This window comes from Kitasatospora sp. NPDC056076 (assembly GCF_042266305.1).
Taxonomy (GTDB): Bacteria; Actinomycetota; Actinomycetes; order Streptomycetales; family Streptomycetaceae; genus Kitasatospora.
In genome coordinates, this window is the sequence record NZ_JBHJWG010000022.1 from 60860 (window position 1) to 75808 (window position 14949).

The 14949-nt window shown below is 73.1% G+C and carries 13 protein-coding genes; 7 read left to right on the forward strand and 6 right to left on the reverse strand.

Features of this window, described 5'->3' with window-relative positions; genetic code table 11:
* Positions 1 to 207: 207 nt before the first annotated feature.
* Positions 208 to 882 carry a TetR/AcrR family transcriptional regulator gene (locus ACFC1T_RS20025; RefSeq protein WP_375890340.1) on the reverse strand — a complete coding sequence of 225 codons (675 nt, stop codon included), beginning with the start codon at positions 880 to 882 and terminating at the stop codon, positions 208 to 210.
* 397 nt (positions 883 to 1279) lie between these two features.
* Between ACFC1T_RS20025 and ACFC1T_RS20030 the strand changes: the two genes are divergently transcribed.
* Positions 1280 to 1888: an MMPL family transporter gene (locus ACFC1T_RS20030; protein ID WP_375890341.1), complete on the forward strand. Its 609-nt coding sequence runs from the start codon at positions 1280 to 1282 to the stop codon at positions 1886 to 1888.
* A 260-nt stretch (positions 1889 to 2148) separates the two neighbouring features.
* Here the strand turns inward: ACFC1T_RS20030 and ACFC1T_RS20035 are convergent, their stop codons facing one another.
* Positions 2149 to 3198: an amidohydrolase family protein gene (locus ACFC1T_RS20035; protein ID WP_375890342.1), complete on the reverse strand. Its 1050-nt coding sequence runs from the start codon at positions 3196 to 3198 to the stop codon at positions 2149 to 2151.
* Positions 3199 to 3452: 254 nt separating this feature from the next.
* Between ACFC1T_RS20035 and ACFC1T_RS20040 the strand changes: the two genes are divergently transcribed.
* The 6 genes from ACFC1T_RS20040 to dmpG all read left to right on the forward strand — a co-directional run bounded on the left by ACFC1T_RS20040 (position 3453) and on the right by dmpG (position 9893).
* Complete coding sequence (locus ACFC1T_RS20040; RefSeq protein WP_375890343.1) at positions 3453 to 5060, forward strand: bifunctional 3-(3-hydroxy-phenyl)propionate/3-hydroxycinnamic acid hydroxylase; 1608 nt, start codon at positions 3453 to 3455, stop codon at positions 5058 to 5060.
* Positions 5061 to 5073: 13 nt separating this feature from the next.
* Entirely contained in the window at positions 5074 to 5949 is an 876-nt protein-coding gene (locus ACFC1T_RS20045; RefSeq protein ID WP_375890344.1) for an alpha/beta fold hydrolase, read from the forward strand.
* The gene (locus ACFC1T_RS20050; protein ID WP_375890346.1) at positions 5946 to 6962 is read left to right on the forward strand and encodes a VOC family protein; all 1017 of its coding nucleotides are present in this window, start codon (positions 5946 to 5948) and stop codon (positions 6960 to 6962) included. The genes ACFC1T_RS20045 and ACFC1T_RS20050 overlap by 4 nt, the downstream gene beginning before the upstream one ends.
* A 137-nt stretch (positions 6963 to 7099) precedes the next feature.
* Positions 7100 to 7936 carry a 2-keto-4-pentenoate hydratase gene (locus ACFC1T_RS20055; protein ID WP_375890348.1) on the forward strand — a complete coding sequence of 279 codons (837 nt, stop codon included), beginning with the start codon at positions 7100 to 7102 and terminating at the stop codon, positions 7934 to 7936.
* Entirely contained in the window at positions 7933 to 8880 is a 948-nt protein-coding gene (locus ACFC1T_RS20060) for an acetaldehyde dehydrogenase (acetylating) (protein ID WP_375890350.1), read from the forward strand. Before ACFC1T_RS20055 ends, ACFC1T_RS20060 begins: the two co-directional genes overlap by 4 nt.
* Positions 8877 to 9893 (forward strand): 4-hydroxy-2-oxovalerate aldolase, encoded by a 1017-nt coding sequence (dmpG, locus tag ACFC1T_RS20065; protein WP_375890351.1) that lies wholly within the window; start codon positions 8877 to 8879, stop codon positions 9891 to 9893. The genes ACFC1T_RS20060 and dmpG overlap by 4 nt, the downstream gene beginning before the upstream one ends.
* 80 nt (positions 9894 to 9973) lie before the next feature.
* Here dmpG and ACFC1T_RS20070 read toward each other — a convergent pair whose 3' ends face one another.
* The 4 genes from ACFC1T_RS20070 to ACFC1T_RS20085 form a co-directional block, all read right to left on the reverse strand.
* Complete coding sequence (locus ACFC1T_RS20070) at positions 9974 to 10693, reverse strand: DUF2993 domain-containing protein (RefSeq protein WP_375890352.1); 720 nt, start codon at positions 10691 to 10693, stop codon at positions 9974 to 9976.
* Between the two features lie 306 nt (positions 10694 to 10999).
* Positions 11000 to 12565, reverse strand: coding sequence for an MFS transporter (locus tag ACFC1T_RS20075; protein ID WP_375890354.1), 1566 nt, complete (start codon positions 12563 to 12565; stop codon positions 11000 to 11002).
* Positions 12566 to 12898: 333 nt separating this feature from the next.
* A complete protein-coding gene (locus ACFC1T_RS20080; RefSeq protein WP_375890355.1) occupies positions 12899 to 13531 on the reverse strand; it encodes a TetR family transcriptional regulator in 633 nt (210 codons plus the stop codon).
* A gap of 161 nt (positions 13532 to 13692) precedes the next feature.
* Complete coding sequence (locus ACFC1T_RS20085) at positions 13693 to 14853, reverse strand: amidohydrolase family protein (protein WP_375890357.1); 1161 nt, start codon at positions 14851 to 14853, stop codon at positions 13693 to 13695.
* Positions 14854 to 14949 lie beyond the last annotated feature (96 nt).

Sequence of the window (14949 nt, forward strand, 5' to 3'; positions counted from 1 at the left end):
AAGCACTGTATGGCTACACTCCGTGGCCGACCGGTGTCGAGCCGTACGTTCGGTCACCGCCCGTCAGCGGGTGGGATTCGCCCGTTCGGCCGCGCCACGCGCAGTGCCCGCCGCCGCCTGGGCCCCGCCGAGGATCGACCGGGACACCCGTCGGACGGGTGGCGGTACGTCAGCGGCGGCTGTGACCGTCCGCCGCGCGGGCCCTGGTCACCACCGGTCCGCGGCCGGCGACAGGCCCGCGGTGCGCGCGGCGACGCCCGCCTGGACCGCGAAGAGGCGGTCCCGCGCGTCCTGGTCGAGCGCGTGGAAGTGGCCGTGCGCCTCCAGGGCGACGAAGCCGTGCACGGTGGCCCAGGCCAGCATCAGGGCCTCCGCCGCGTCCGGCACCAGTGGGCTGCCGAGCCGGCCGCGTTCGGCCGTGTCGGCGACGAGTTCGGCCATGTGCTCCATCGCCCGCCGGGCGGCCACCACGGTCGGTCCGTCCGGCGGGGCGGCGTACCCGGGCACGGGGGAGCCGAAGATGAGGGCGAAGCGCTCCGGATTCCGCTGCGCCCAGGTGCGGTAGCCGGTGCAGGTGGCCACGAAGCGTCCGTCCAGGTCGTCCGGCGGCACGGTCCCGCCGGTCGCCGCCAACGCGTCCGACAGGCTGTCGTAAGAGTCGGCGACCAGGGCGGTGAGCAGCTCGTCCCGGTCGGCGAAGTAGCGGTACAGCGCGGGCGGGGTCATCCCCATGACGCGGGCGATGTCGGTGAAGCGGAGGTTCGCCGCGCCGCGCTCGACGATCAGGCCCAGGGCCGTGTGCTTGATCTCCTCCACGGTGTCGGCGCGCAGCCTCTCACGGCGGCTCCGCCCCCCGCTCTCCTCGGTCGCCCCACCCGTCATCACATCTCCATCGGCTCGCTGCCACCGGTGACCGGTCACCGCATTGACAATCCGTACCCGTCGAAGGAAACGTTACGCTTCATAAGACCCGTTATGAAGCGTAACGCTTTGCCGGGGGCGGCGCCCCTGACGACGCACGGAGGACCACTATGTCCCAGGGACCGCGCGAGGACCGGCGGACGGCCGCCGGGGGGGAACGGGCCGCACGGGCCCGGCCCGCTCGGCCGAATAGCCGGTTGGAGCTTCCGCAACCGAGGCCGCACGGTGCTGCTCTGGCTGCTCGCCGCCGGCGCGGCCTTCGGCCTCTCGGCCGGCCTCGGCGGCAAGTACAGCGCGGACTACACCGCGCCCGGCTCGGACTGGCCGCATCCCGCTGCTGGTCGGCGGCGTGGTCACGGTGTCGATGCTCCTGCTCCTGGTGGCCTTCCGCAGCCTCGCCGTCGCTCTCAAGGCCGCCGTGATGAACCTGCTCTCCGTCGGCGCCGCGTACGGCGTGGTCGCCCTCGTCCTCGAAGGCGGCACCGCCGGCCGGTTGATCGGCATCGACAGCCCCACCCCGCTGCCGGCCTTCGTCCCGGTACTGACCTTCGCGGTCCTGTTCGGCCTCTCGATGGACTACGAGGTCTTCCTGGTGAGCCGGATGCGTGAGGCCTGGCTGCGCACCGACGACAACGCGGAGTCCATCGTCAGCGGACTGGCGGGCACCGCGCGGGTGATCACCGCGGCGGCGGCCATCATGGTCGCCGTGTTCGCGGCCTTCGTCCCGGCGCCCGACCTGCCGATCAAGGTCATCGGCGTCGGCATGGGGTCGGCCATCCTGATCGACGCCACGCTGGTCCGACTGCTGCTGGTACCGGCCGTGATGCACCTGCTCGGCCGCGGCAACTGGTGGCTGCCCGGCTGGCTGGACCGCCGCCTGCCCCACCTCCACGTCGAAGGACACACCGACTTCTACCAGCCGCACACCGCCGCCGAAGCACCCCGCTCCCCGGCGGCGGTCGGGTAGCCGCAACAGCGGTGGTCACCACAGCGGACCGCGGGCGCACGTGAGGTCGGCACGTCAGGTCAGTCTGTCGTCACGGCGGATTCGATGCTGCGGTGCCGGGCGGCGCCGTGCGCGAAATCGGGTACCGCCGACGTACCCTCGCGCAGGTCGTCCAGGAACTGCCGGTAGGCGTGAGCGACCGCGTACAGCGGCGCACGTCGTCCGGGAGCCGGGCGCGATCGCGGGCACACCCGGCGCGCTCCGGCTCCCGGAACGCCGGATCAGTCCGTACCGGGCTGAACGAGCTTGAACGCCAGGCGCGCTGCGGCGCGTTGGGCCGCCCGGCGGATGCGCACCGTGGCCGGCGGTGTCGTCGGCGGTGCCGGGCGGGTCGCCGCCAGCCGGGGGAAGAGTGCTTCGGCGTTGGTGCGGTTGACGGCCGTGAGCGTGTCGGGGTCGACGCCCAGGTCGAGGCCGTTGGCGAAGTACTGCCCGGCGGGGGTGGGGGCGAAGGGCCAGTCGCTGCCGAAGAGGACGTGTCCGGGGCGGGCGAAGGCGAGGAGGGTGGGCAGGGCGGCCGGGCTGGAGGACAGGGCGGTGTCGAAGTAGAAGGAGCGGAAGTCGTCCAGCACGTCGAGCGGGCTGCGCACGGTGTCGTTGGCGAGGGTGACGGCCATCCGGTGCGAGGCGTAGGGGACGAAGCCGCCGGCGTGGCTGAGGATGAAGCGGATGTTCGGATGGCGGCGCAGGATGCCGTTGCGGACCAGGAGGTAGGCGGCCCTGGTGGTGTCCAGCAGGAAGTCGGCGGCGAAGGCCGGGATGCCGCGGACCGGTTCAGCGGGCAGTTCCGCGGGGTGGACGAAGACCACCGCGCCACGGTCGTCGAGCGCGCGCCACAGGACGTCCTGGCCGTCGGCCCCGAGGTAGGCGCCGCGGTTGTTGGCGAGCAGGGTGACGCCGTCGGCGCGCAGCTCGTCCAGCGCGCGTACCGCCTCGGCGGCGGAGGCGGCGGCGTCCGGCATGGGCAGGGTGGCGAAGAAGCCGAAGCGGCCGGGGTGGCCCGAGACCAGGGACGCGCCGTGGTCGTTGAGGCGTCGGGCCAGGTCGGCAGCTGCGGCGGGGTCGGCGAGGAAGCCCGTTGCGGGCGTGGACACGGAGACGATCGCGGTGGCGGTCTCCAGCAGGTCCATCAGGCGTAGTGCCGACCCGGCGCTCCAGTCGGGCAGGGCCCGGCCTCCGGCATCGGTGATGCCGGCGTCGGCGAGCTCGTCGCGGTAGAAGCCGGGCACCACGTGCTGGTGGACGTCGATGCGTTGTGCCGAAGGAGACATGCCGCGGCCTTTCGTGCGCTCTGTGGGGGCGGAGAGAGGCGTGTCGTACCGGCCGCCGGCCGTGGGACGCCGCGCCGTGCACGTGTTCCCCGCGGATCGTCCGCGGCTCGGCCGTGACGGGCGTCCCCTTCGGTGGTGCGCGGTTCCGGTCACTTGACCCTCTCTGACGGCGAGCATACCGTAGCAGTCATTCCAATTGGAGTAATCGCTACAGCAAGAGCTGCGCAGTGCGATCGACACGGTGAGGTGGCCTGATGCGTCAGACCGGGGCTGGGACAGAGCCCGAGGACAGTGCCTACGACGTGGCCGTCATCGGCTACGGGCCCACGGGCGTGACCGCGGCGAACCTGTTGGGCGCGATGGGGCTGCGCGTCGTCGTGCTGGAGCGGGACGCCGAGATCTTCACCCGCGCCCGGGCCATCTCCACGGACGAGGAGGTCGTGCGGATCTGGCAGCGGATCGGCCTGGCCGAGCGCCTCAAGCAGGACATGCTGACCGAGCGGCCCGTGGACTTCGTCGACGCGGACGGCCGCCCCTTCATCCGCGCGCGCCCCACCCCGCGCGGGCACGGGCACCCGCCGCAGATGTTCATCTACCAGCCCGCGCTGGAGCAGGTCCTGCGCGACGGCGTCGACCGGTACCCGAACGTGGAGGTCCTGCTGCGCCACGAGTGCCTGCGCCTGCGCCAGGACGCCGACGGGGTGGAGCTGACGGTCGTCGGCACGGCGGACGATTCCGTGCACCGGCTGCGCGCCTCCTACGTGATCGCGGCCGACGGCGGCTCCAGCCTCACCCGCGCCCAGCTGAACATCGGCTACGAGGGCAGGACGTACGAGGACCGCTGGGTCGTCATCGACACCGAGATGCTCAAGCCCTGGCCCGACCACGACAAGCTGCGCTTCCACTGCGACCCCGCGCGCCCGGCCGTCGACTGCCCGACCCCGCTGGGCCACCACCGCTACGAGTTCCCCCTCCTCCCCGGGGACGACGAGGAGCACCTGGTCACCGAGGACGCCGCGTACCGGCTGATCTCCCGGTACGGGATCGGCCGCGACAGCGTCAAGGTCCTGCGCGCGACCGTCTACAGCCACCACGTGCGCTTCGCCACCCGCTTCCGCGCGGGTCGGGTCTTCCTCGCCGGCGACGCCGCCCACGCCATGCCGCCGTGGATCGGCCAGGGCATGGCCGCGGGGGTGCGCGACGTGGCCAACCTCTGCTGGAAGCTCGACGCCGTCCTGCACGGCGAACTGCCCGGGACGGTCCTCGACAGCTACGAGGCCGAGCGCAAACCGCACGTCAAGGAGGTCACCCGGCGGGCGGTGCTCGTCGGACGGACCATCACCGAACGCCGCCCGCCGATCACCCGGGCCCGCAACGGCGCCCTGCGCACCCTGGACCGCGTACCGGGCTTCAGCAACTGGCTGCAGAACGCGAACTGGATCCCCGTCGCCCGGTACGACGCCGGCCTGCAGGCCCCCTCCCGCGTCAAGGCGACCGGCCACCAGGTGCCCCAGCCCTGGGTCACCGGCCCCGACGGCACCCGCGTCCGCCTCGACGACGCGCTCAGCGCCCGGTGGCACCTCCTGCACGCCCGGACCGCCACCCCCCAACTCGCCTGGGACGCCCTGGGCGTGCGGTCCCTGACCGTCACGCCCCTCGGCTCCGGGCCGGCCGAGGGCACCCTCGTCGACAGCGACGGCGTCCTGCTGCCCTGGATGGCCCGGCACGGCGCGGCCGTGCTCGCCCTGCGCCCCGACGCCTACGTCTACGCGGCGGCCCCCGCGGGCTCCCCGCTCCCGCAGCCGCCCCGGGGCTTCGCCCCGACCGCCACCTCCCGCCCGCACGCGTCCACCGCCCAGTGAGGACCCCGGCACCATGACGACGACACCGACCGGCCTGCCGACGATGCAGGAGACGACGTACGACATCGGCGGAAGGAGGATCTTCGTCGCGGAGACCGGGGACGGTCCGCCGGTCCTGCTGCTGCACGGCGGCGGCCCGGGCGCCTCCGGCGTCTCCAACTACACCCGCAACATCGCCGCGCTGGCCCGGAGCCACCGCGTCATCGTGCCCGACCTGCCCGGCTACGGCCGCAGCACCAAGGGCGTCGACGCCGGCGACCCCTTCGGCTTCCTCGCCGACGGCATCCGCGGCCTGCTCGACCGGCTCGGCCTCGACACGGCCCACCTGGTCGGCAACTCCTACGGCGGCGCCTGCGCTCTGCGCCTGGCCCTGGACACCCCCGACCGGGTCGACCGCATGGTCCTGATGGGCCCCGGCGGCGTCGGCACCACCCGCGCCCTGCCCACTCCCGGCCTCAACAGCCTGCTGAACTACTACACCGGCGACGGGCCCTCACGCCCCGAGCTGGAGAAGTTCATCCGCAACCACCTCGTCTTCAACGCCGCCGACGTCCCGGACTCCGTGATCGACGAGCGCTACCGCGCCAGCATCGACCCGGAGGTGATCGCCGCACCGCCCCTGAGGCGGCCGTCCGGGCGCAACGCCCTGCGGACCGTGTGGAAGATGGACTTCACCCGCGACCCCCGCCTGTCCCGACTGCCCGTACCGACGCTGGTGCTGTGGGGGGCACAGGACAAGGTCAACCGGCCCTCCGGCGGCCGGATGCTCGCCGAACGCATGCCCGACTGCGACCTGTACACGGTCGCCAACACCGGACACTGGGTCCAGTTCGAACGCGCGGAACTCTTCAACCGGCTGTGCGCCGACTTCCTGGCGGGCCGGCGATGACCACCGCACCGGCCACCGCCACCGTCTTCGGCGCCGTCCGCCTCGGCCACATCGTCATCGAGACCGACCGCTTCGCCGACTGGCGCCGTTTCGGCACCGACGCCATCGGCATGCACCACGACAGCCTCGCGTCCGACCTGATGCGCTTTCGCCTCGACGACCGGGAGTGCCGCTTCCTGCTCACCCGCGGCCCCGCCGAGGACGTCGTCGCCACCGGCTGGCACGTCGACGACCACACCGCCTTCGAACAGATCGAGGCCCGCATCCGCGCCCACGGCGTCCCCCTCGTCCAGGGCACCGAAGAGGAAGCCGCCCTGCGCGGCGTCGAGCGCCTGCTGCGCTTCCGCGGCCCCAAGGGCATCACCCAGGAGATCTGCACCAACCCCACCACGACCGCCGAACCGCTGCGGATGCTCGCCTCCGGCTTCGTCACCGGAGACGCAGGCATGGGCCACGTCGCGATCACCTCGACCAAGCCACAGCTGATGCGCGGCTACTTCACCACCGTCTTCGACGCCCGCCTGACCGACTACATCGACGAGACCATCAGCGGCGTCAAACTCAAGATCCGCTTCCTGCGCGTCAACGAACGCCACCACTCCATCGCCGTCGCAGCCGTCCGCGGACTGCCGATCGACCCGGTCCGCACCCGCGTCCAGCACCTCAACATCCAGGCCGCCACCCTCGACGACGTCGCCCGCAGCTACGAGCGCGTCCACGAACTCGGCTTCGACATGGCACTGACCGTCGGCCAGCACACCAACGACCGGGAACTGTCCTACTACGCCCGCACCCCCTCGGGCTTCGAATGGGAAGTCGGCTGGAACCCCCTCGTCATCGACGAGAGCACCTGGGTCCCCACCACGCACCGAGGCATCAGCACCTGGGGCCACCTCCCCGTCGGGCGGACCATCATCGACAAGCTCGACCAGTTCCGCCTCGGGGCCCGCTCCCTGGCCCACCCGGAACTCACCGTGCCCGCCCTCAGCGGCACGGGCATCGCCGACGACTGACCCGGACGGTCACCGCGCCGCCGATGCGGCGCCGTCCTCGCCCACCCGGTGTCCGGAGCGCGCGCCCGCACCCGGCGGAGACCGGCGCACCCTCGTCACTCCCCCACCACCCCGCAACCATCCCTCGGAGGTTCTTCGTGCTCGGCTCCGCACCACCCCACCGGTCCCGGCCCGCCCACGTGGCCGAGGCGGCGGCACTCCTGGCGGAGGCCGCCCGTACCGGCGTCCCGTGCCCCCCGGTGCGCCCGCTGCTGCCCGAGGCGGACGTCGAAGCCGCCTACGCCGTGCAACGGCTCCACGTCGAGCGGGCCATCGAGGCCGGGCGGCGGCCGGTGGGCCGCAAGATCGGCCTGACCTCTCCCACCGTGCAGCGCCAACTCGGCGTGGACCGGCCGGACTTCGGCGTCCTGTTCGCCGACATGGCGGTGCCCGAGGGACAACCGGTCGCCCCCGGCCGGCTGCTCCAGCCGAAGGTCGAGGCCGAGGTCGCCCTGGTACTGGGCACCGACCTGCCGCACCGCGACCCGACCTCGGCCGACCTGCTGCGCGCCACGGCGTTCGCGCTGCCCGCGCTGGAGATCGTCGACAGCCGCATCGCCGGCTGGGACATCACCATCGTCGACACCGTCGCCGACAACGCCTCCTGCGGGCTGTACGTCCTCGGCGGCACCCCGGTCCCCCTGGACCGGGTCGACCTGCGGGCCACGACCATGACCCTCACCAAGAACGGCGAGCGGGTCTCGCAGGGCACCGGGGCCGACTGCCTGGGCAGCCCGCTCACCGCCGCCCTCTGGCTCGCCTCCACCCTCGCCGGGCTCGGCGACCCGCTGCGGGCCGGCGACATCGTCCTGACCGGCGCGCTGGGCCCGATGGCGGTCGCCGCCGAGGGCGACGAGTTCACCGCCGACATCACCGGGCTCGGCACGGTCACCACCAGGTTCGCGTCCACCACCACGGAAGGAGCCGGAGCATGACCACGAAGGTCGCCGTCATCGGATCCGGCAACATCGGCACCGACCTGATGATCAAGATCCTGCGGCTCTCCGAGTCCCTGGAGATCGCCGCGATGGCCGGGATCGATCCCGACTCCGACGGCCTGGCACGCGCCCGCCGCCTGAAGGTCGCCACCACCCACGAGGGCCTGGACGGCCTGGTGCGACTGGACGAGTTCACGGACGTGGAGATCGTCTTCGACGCCACCTCCGCCGGAGCGCACCGCCGCCACGACGAGGTGCTGCGCTCCCTGGGGCGCAGGGTCGTGGACCTGACGCCCGCCGCGCTCGGTCCGTACGTCGTCCCGCCGGTCAACGGCGACGACCACCTCGACGCCTCCAACGTCAACATGGTCACCTGCGGCGGCCAGGCCACCATTCCGATCGTGGCCGCGGTCTCGGCCGTGGCACCCGTCCACTACGGCGAGATCGTCGCCTCGATCTCCTCGCGCTCCGCGGGCCCCGGCACACGGGCCAACATCGACGAGTTCACCGAGACCACGTCCTCGGCCGTCGAGAAGGTGGGCGGCGCCACCCGCGGCAAGGCGATCATCGTCCTGAACCCGGCCGAACCCCCGTTGATCATGCGCGACACGGTGTACTGCCTGGTCGGCGACTGCGACGACACCGCGGTGACCGACTCGGTCGAGCAGATGGTCGCCCGGGTCCAGGCCTACGTCCCCGGCTACCGCCTCAAGCAGAAGGTCCAGTTCGACCGCGTCGCCGCCGACGACCCGCTCCGCGCCCTGCTGCCCGCGTCCTCCCGCGCCGGCGGCGCCGCGAAGGTGTCGGTGTTCCTGGAAGTGGAGGGGGCCGCCCACTACCTGCCCGCCTACGCCGGCAACCTCGACATCATGACCTCGGCCGCCCTGCGCACCGCCGAACGCATGGCCGCCCACCGCGCCCCGGAGGTGGCGACGCGATGACTCACCTGTACATCCAGGACGTGACCCTGCGGGACGGCATGCACGCCGTCCGCCACCGCTGCACCGTCGAGCAGGCCCGCACCATCGCCACCCACCTCGACGCGGCCGGCGTGGCCGCGATCGAGATCGCCCACGGCGACGGCCTGGCCGGCTCCAGCATCACCTACGGCATCGGCGCCCACACCGACTGGGAGTGGATCGCAGCCGTCTGCGACAGCGTCCACCGGGCGGTGCCCACCACCCTGCTGCTGCCCGGCATCGGCACCCTGCACGACCTGAGGCAGGCCCAGGCCCTCGGCATCCGCTCGGTCCGCATCGCCACCCACTGCACCGAGGCCGACATCTCGGCCCAGCACATCGACGCCGCCCGCAGCCTGGGCATGGACGTGTCCGGCTTCCTGATGATGTCCCACATGGCCGAGCCCGCCGAACTCGCCCGGCAGGCGGCGTTGATGGAGTCCTACGGCGCCAACTGCGTCTATGTCACCGACTCGGGCGGCCGCCTCACCATGGACGGCGTGCGCGACCGCCTGCGCGCCTACCGCGACGTCCTGTCCTCCCACACCGAGCTCGGAATCCACGCGCACCACAACCTGGGCCTGGGCGTCGCCAACTCCGTCGTCGCCGTGGAGAACGGCGTCACGCGCGTCGATGCCTCCCTCGCCGGCCAGGGGGCGGGCGCCGGCAACTGCCCACTCGAAGCGTTCGTGGCGGTCGCCGACCTGATGAACTGGGAGCACGGCTGCGACCTGTTCCCGCTGATGGACGCCGCCGACGACGTGGTCCGCCCGCTGCAGGACCGCGAAGTGCGCGTGGACCGCGAGACCCTCACCCTCGGCTACGCGGGCGTGTACTCCAGCTTCCTGCGCCACGCCGAGACCGCCGCCCGGCGGTACGGTCTCGACACCCGCGCCATCCTGGTGGAGGTCGGACGACGCAAGCTGGTGGGCGGCCAGGAAGACATGATCACGGACATCGCCCTCGACCTCGCGACGGCCCGCTCCGCCGACTGACCGGACAGCCCCCGCACGCCCCGGGCCGGCGGACGTCGCCGCGCCTTAGGCCCTGTCCGGCCGATCCTGCCGGACAGGGCCTAGGCGGTGCGGGGCCGCAGCTCGACGCCGTGCCCGGACATGCGGGCGACGATGCCGTGGTCGGTGACGGCCACGGACTGGAGCGCGAGGCCCTCTGGCAGCCGGTCGAGCGGGGTCCGGCGCTCCAAGGCCCTCTCCAGCAGGGTGCGCGCGGCGGGGGGCACGTTCTCGGGGAGCCGGACGTCGTCGAGTCCGACGGCGTCCGGAGCGGCGACGCCGATCCGGGCGGAGCCGGTGACCTGTCCGAGCAGCGGCAGCCGGGCGGTCGCCGCCACCCGGTCGTCACCCTCGCCCCGGCCGATGGCGACCCCGTAGAACGCCGAGAGGTCGTCGTACGCGACGGTCGCCGTGACCTCCGCCTCGTCGGCCCGCTCCCCGCCGTCCCGTTCCCGGTGCACTCCTCGCAGGTGGACGGCGACGTCCTGGACGGTCAGGACGCGGCCGTCCAGGTCGGCCGGCACGCCTGCGGCGTCGATGTCCGCCTCGGTGACCACTCCCCGGGCCAACTGCAGCGACACGGGGAACCCGTGCACGCGCACCTCGGGAGCGGCGGCGAGGCCGAGGTTCCGGCGAGCCGAGTCGGCGATGCGCTCCTGCGTGTACTGCGTGGCCAGTACCTCGCCGCCGCCGGCGGCGGCGAGCAGCGTCAGCGCCACCGCGATCCACCGGTTGCGGCCGCGTTTGAGCCGCGGCGCCCGGCCGTCGACCGGTCCGTGCATGTTCTCTCTCCTCTGCGGTGACGACCTGGTCCGACCGTGGTGTCGGACAGCGGCGGTGTCGGTTCGTCAGTGCTGGACCGGCAACGGGGGAACACCGGGCCGGGACCGGGATGGTCGAGCGAGACCGCGGTGCGGGCCTCGCGCTGGAAGAAGCTCCGGGCGACGTCGTCGCGGGCGAGCTGCCCACTCGTCGTAGGGGAGGTACCGCATGGCCGTGCCCGCGGTCCTTCTGGCGACCGGGCCGGCTGCCGAACGGACGGCCACGTCTTTCGACGGCCTGTCACCGGCCGGGTGCGAGGCGCGGGTTCAGTCCGATGTCGGCGGCGTCCTCGGCGCGCGGAACAGACAGCCGACGGCGGCGGCCAGGACGACGGCACCGACCGCGACGAGCGAGGCCGACAGCCCGTCCATGAAGGCGGCCTTGACGCCGTCGGCCAGGGCCCCGCCACCAGCACCGGCACCGAGCTGCTCGGCGACGTGCAGGCCGGCGGCGGCGGAGTCGCGCGCGGCCGAGGCGGCCTCGGCGGGCAGCTGGTCGAGGGAGGCGGGGAGGCTGGACCGGTAGTGGCTGCCGTAGATCGAGCCCATGAGGGCGATGCCGACGGCCGAGCCGACCTCGCGGGTGGTGTCGTTCATCGCGGAGGCGACGCCCTGCCGGCCGCGGCCGAGCGAGCCGGTGATGGCGGAGGTGCCCACGGCCCCGGACAGGCCGATGCCGAAGCCCGCCAGGACGAGCCCGCCGAGGAACGGCAGGTAGCCGGAGTCGACGTCGATCCGGGAGATGACGAACAGGCCGGCGCTCAGCAGGGCCAGGCCGGCGGCCATGGTGACCTTCATCCCCACCCGTCGCACCAGGCGGGGGGTGAGCTGCGACGTGGGCAGGACGACCACGGCAACGGGGACGAGGGCGACGGCGGCCTTGAGCGGGCTGTAGCCGAGGACGAGCTGCAGGTACTGCAGGCCGACGAAGAAGAACCCGAAGACGGCCATGAACTGCACGAGGACGGTGATCGCGCCGGCCCGGAAACCGCGGATGCCGAACAGGGCGGGGTCGAGGAGCGGGTGCTCGTTGCGCAGGCCGAGCCAGGCGTACGCGGTGAAGGCCAGGACCGTGACGACGAGTGCGGCGACGACCGGGGGCTGCGTCCAGCCCTGCTCGTTGCCCTCGATGATGGCGAAGACCAGGGTGCCGATCCCGAGCGCGGTGCAGACGGCCCCGGGCACGTCGGGCGGCTCGGGGTGCGGGTCCTTGGTGTCGGGCGCCAGGAGGATCGCGGCGAGCGCGGCGACCAGGGCGACCGCGGCGCTCGTGACGAAGATCGACCGCCAGGAGTACCGCTCCAGCAGCGTCCCCGCGGCGAGCATGCCGAGGATGGCGCCGGCCGCCGCGAATCCCGACCAGGTGGCCACGCCCTTGGCGCGCTGCTCGGGCGGGAAGGCGGCCGTGATGGTGGACAGCGTGCCCGGCATGATCATCGCGGCGCCGAGCCCCATGACGACCCGCCAGACGATGAGCGTGGTCGTGGAGTCGGCGAAGGAACCGGCCAGGGAGGCGGCGCCGAAGACCACGGTTCCCGCGACGAGGACGTTGCGGCGCCCGAGGCGGTCGCCGATCGCGCCCAGGGGCAGCACGAGCGCGGCCAGGGCCACGGTGTAGGCGTCGGCGATCCAGGTCAGCGAACCGTTGGTGGCCGACAGGTCGACCGCCAGGTCCGGCAGTGCGAGGTTGAGGGCGGAGACGGAGGCCACGACGAGGACCAGGGCCAGGCACATGGCGGCGAGGACGCCGTTGTGGCCGGCCCGGCCGGTCGGGACGGCGCCGAGGCCCTCCCCGGCCCGGTCGTCGGGCTGGTGATGAGGGATGGTGGACATGGGGAACCTGTCTCGGTCGATGCTGTGCTGGGAGGCCCCGAAGGGCGGACGCGCCGCGGGTGCACCGGGCCGCACGGCTCGGAAGCGCCGCAACCGGGCGGGCGAGCAGGGCGGGCGCATCACAGCGGCAGGGTCGGGAGGCGACGCTCGGGCGGGGACGCGTGCTTCGGCGTCGGAGCGGCCGACGGCCCCGGACGCGTACAGGGTGGCACCGGGCGGCACCGGGCGGCACCGGGCGGGTCCGGGCCGGCGGCACGGCCCTGCCCGGTTCCGGCCGGGTCGGCGGCCGGGCGGCGCTGGGAGCCGGCCGCGGAGTGGCGCGACCGGCCGGGCTCACTCCTCCTTCGCCGCCGCCATGCGTGTCGCCGCCTCGTAGACGAGCCGGGCGTGCAGTTCGAACATCGCGACCAGGTCGACGCCGTCCCCGTTGATCTCGCGCTGGACGAACAGTCCGTCGGCACCGGCGACGGCATAGGCCGTGAGCAGGCGGACGGACTCCTCGTCGAGGTCCGGGACGAGCTCCCGGGCCATCTCGGCGATCTTCGCGCCCGCGATCTCACGGACCTGGAGGAACACCGTCCGACCCCGGGGCTCCGTGGGGCGCCGCTCCAGCGCGAGCATCAGCCCGAACCGGAGGAAGTCGGGGGCGGCGATCAGCGACTTCGCCACGCTCACCGCCATGGCGGTGACCCGTTCCAACGGGGTGCCCGCTTCCTCGCCCGGCAGTTCGACGGCGGCCAGCCAGGTCGCGAAGCTGCGTTCGATGACCGCGGCGATCAGGTCGTCCTTGTCCTTGAAGTGCCAGTAGATCGAGCTGGCGGGCAGCCCGCACTTCGTGCTGACGGCCGCGATCGAGGTGCCCTCGTAGCCGCGCTCGCCCGCGATCTCCACGGCGGCGTCCAGGATGCGCTGGCGCGACTCCACCCCGTTCGCGCGCTTCTTGCGGGTCGTCTGCGGCCCGGCCATGGCGGGTGCCTCCTCGTGTTCGGGTGCGCTCGACTGTCGTCGACGGCGAGCCTACTGCAACGCTCGCTCCAATTGGAGCGATCACTACAGCAAGTGTGCCACAGGGCGTCGCGTCGGCGCGCGCCGCCCGCCGGATCGGCCGAGCGCGGCCGGCTCGGGGCTCAGCCCGCACGGGTCCCGAGCCGGGCGGCCAGTGCCGGGAACTGGGCCAGCGCATTGCCCCGCTCGACAGCCAGGCGCTCATCGGGACCGAAGGTCTCGTCCAGTTGGGGCGCGGGATCCCCGGCCCCCAGGAACAAGGGACTGCTGAACGGCCAGTCGGTGGCGAACAGGACGTGCTCGGCGCCGGCCAGCTCCCGCACCGACTTCATCGCCTGGGGCGCGGGCGAGAGGGCCGTGTCGTAGAAGAGGCCGCGGAAGTGCGCGTTGCTGTCCGCGGACCCGGAGGCGCCGAACCGCTGGGCGGGCTCGGGGGCCGGCGCCAACAGGCTGGCACGGTAGGAGATGTAGGGCAGCGTGCCGCCGGCATGGGCGGCCAGCCAGCGGATGCGCGCATGCCGCTCGTACACCCCCTTGTAGAGCATGTTGACCAGCGCACGCGTGGTGTCGAACGTGAACTCGTAGAGGAAGGGCGGCAGCCCCAGGTCGGGATAGGCCGAAGGGGTCACCGGGTGGACGAACACCATGGCCCGCAGGTCGTCGAGTTCGCGCAGCAACGGCTCGAAGACGGGATCGCCCAGGTAGGTCCCGCCGTAACTGCTGAACAGGCCCACGCCGTCCAGCCCGAGTTCACGCACCGCCCTCCGGGCTTCCACCACCGCGTCGCCCACGTCCACCGCGGTCACCCTGCGGCCCAGCGGCAGGACCGCGAAGCCGCCGAAGCGCCCCTGGCGGTAGGTGGATCCGCCGACGAGCTCACGGCTCATGTAGGTGTTCAGGCGCCGCGCCATGGCCAAGCGGTCGGCGGCGGCATCCAGATAGGTGACCCCCGGCTCGGAGACGGAGACCACCTGCGCCTCGATGCCGTAGCGATCCATGAAGTCGACCGCGAGGGCCGGGCTCCACACCGGGACCGGCACTCCGCCGATCTCGACGACGCCGTGCGCGGCGAGGGACTGCCGGTAGAAGTCCGGGAGCAGGTGGCAGTGCACGTCGATGCGGCCCCCGCCGCGCGATCCGGGCGACCGCACCGTCGGGTCGGGGGATGCCGCGCGGGCCGGCGTCGCATCGAGCACCGCGGTGGCGACGGCGAGCGGCAGGGCGGCCTTGAGGAGCCTTCGTCGCCCGGGACTTGGGGCATTCTCGGTTTCGGCGCCGGTCATGACGCACACCTCCTGTGGGCAGTGGGACGCAGCATGAACCGTGGGCGGGCCGGCATCGGCACCTAGCAGGCACGCCGGACCAGCGGGTCTGCGTCA

Bases quoted from the DNA above. Each gene is read 5' to 3' on its own strand.
- ACFC1T_RS20025 (WP_375890340.1), bottom strand. From the start codon at position 882: ATGACGGGTGGGGCGACCGAGGAGAGCGGGGGGCGGAGCCGCCGTGAG.
- ACFC1T_RS20035 (WP_375890342.1), bottom strand. From the start codon at position 3,198: ATGTCTCCTTCGGCACAACGCATCGACGTCCACCAGCACGTGGTGCCC.
- ACFC1T_RS20040 (WP_375890343.1), top strand. From the start codon at position 3,453: ATGCGTCAGACCGGGGCTGGGACAGAGCCCGAGGACAGTGCCTACGAC.
- ACFC1T_RS20045 (WP_375890344.1), top strand. From the start codon at position 5,074: ATGACGACGACACCGACCGGCCTGCCGACGATGCAGGAGACGACGTAC.
- ACFC1T_RS20050 (WP_375890346.1), top strand. From the start codon at position 5,946: ATGACCACCGCACCGGCCACCGCCACCGTCTTCGGCGCCGTCCGCCTC.
- ACFC1T_RS20060 (WP_375890350.1), top strand. From the start codon at position 7,933: ATGACCACGAAGGTCGCCGTCATCGGATCCGGCAACATCGGCACCGAC.
- dmpG (WP_375890351.1), top strand. From the start codon at position 8,877: ATGACTCACCTGTACATCCAGGACGTGACCCTGCGGGACGGCATGCAC.
- ACFC1T_RS20070 (WP_375890352.1), bottom strand. From the start codon at position 10,693: ATGCACGGACCGGTCGACGGCCGGGCGCCGCGGCTCAAACGCGGCCGC.
- ACFC1T_RS20075 (WP_375890354.1), bottom strand. From the start codon at position 12,565: ATGTCCACCATCCCTCATCACCAGCCCGACGACCGGGCCGGGGAGGGC.
- ACFC1T_RS20080 (WP_375890355.1), bottom strand. From the start codon at position 13,531: ATGGCCGGGCCGCAGACGACCCGCAAGAAGCGCGCGAACGGGGTGGAG.
- ACFC1T_RS20085 (WP_375890357.1), bottom strand. From the start codon at position 14,853: ATGACCGGCGCCGAAACCGAGAATGCCCCAAGTCCCGGGCGACGAAGG.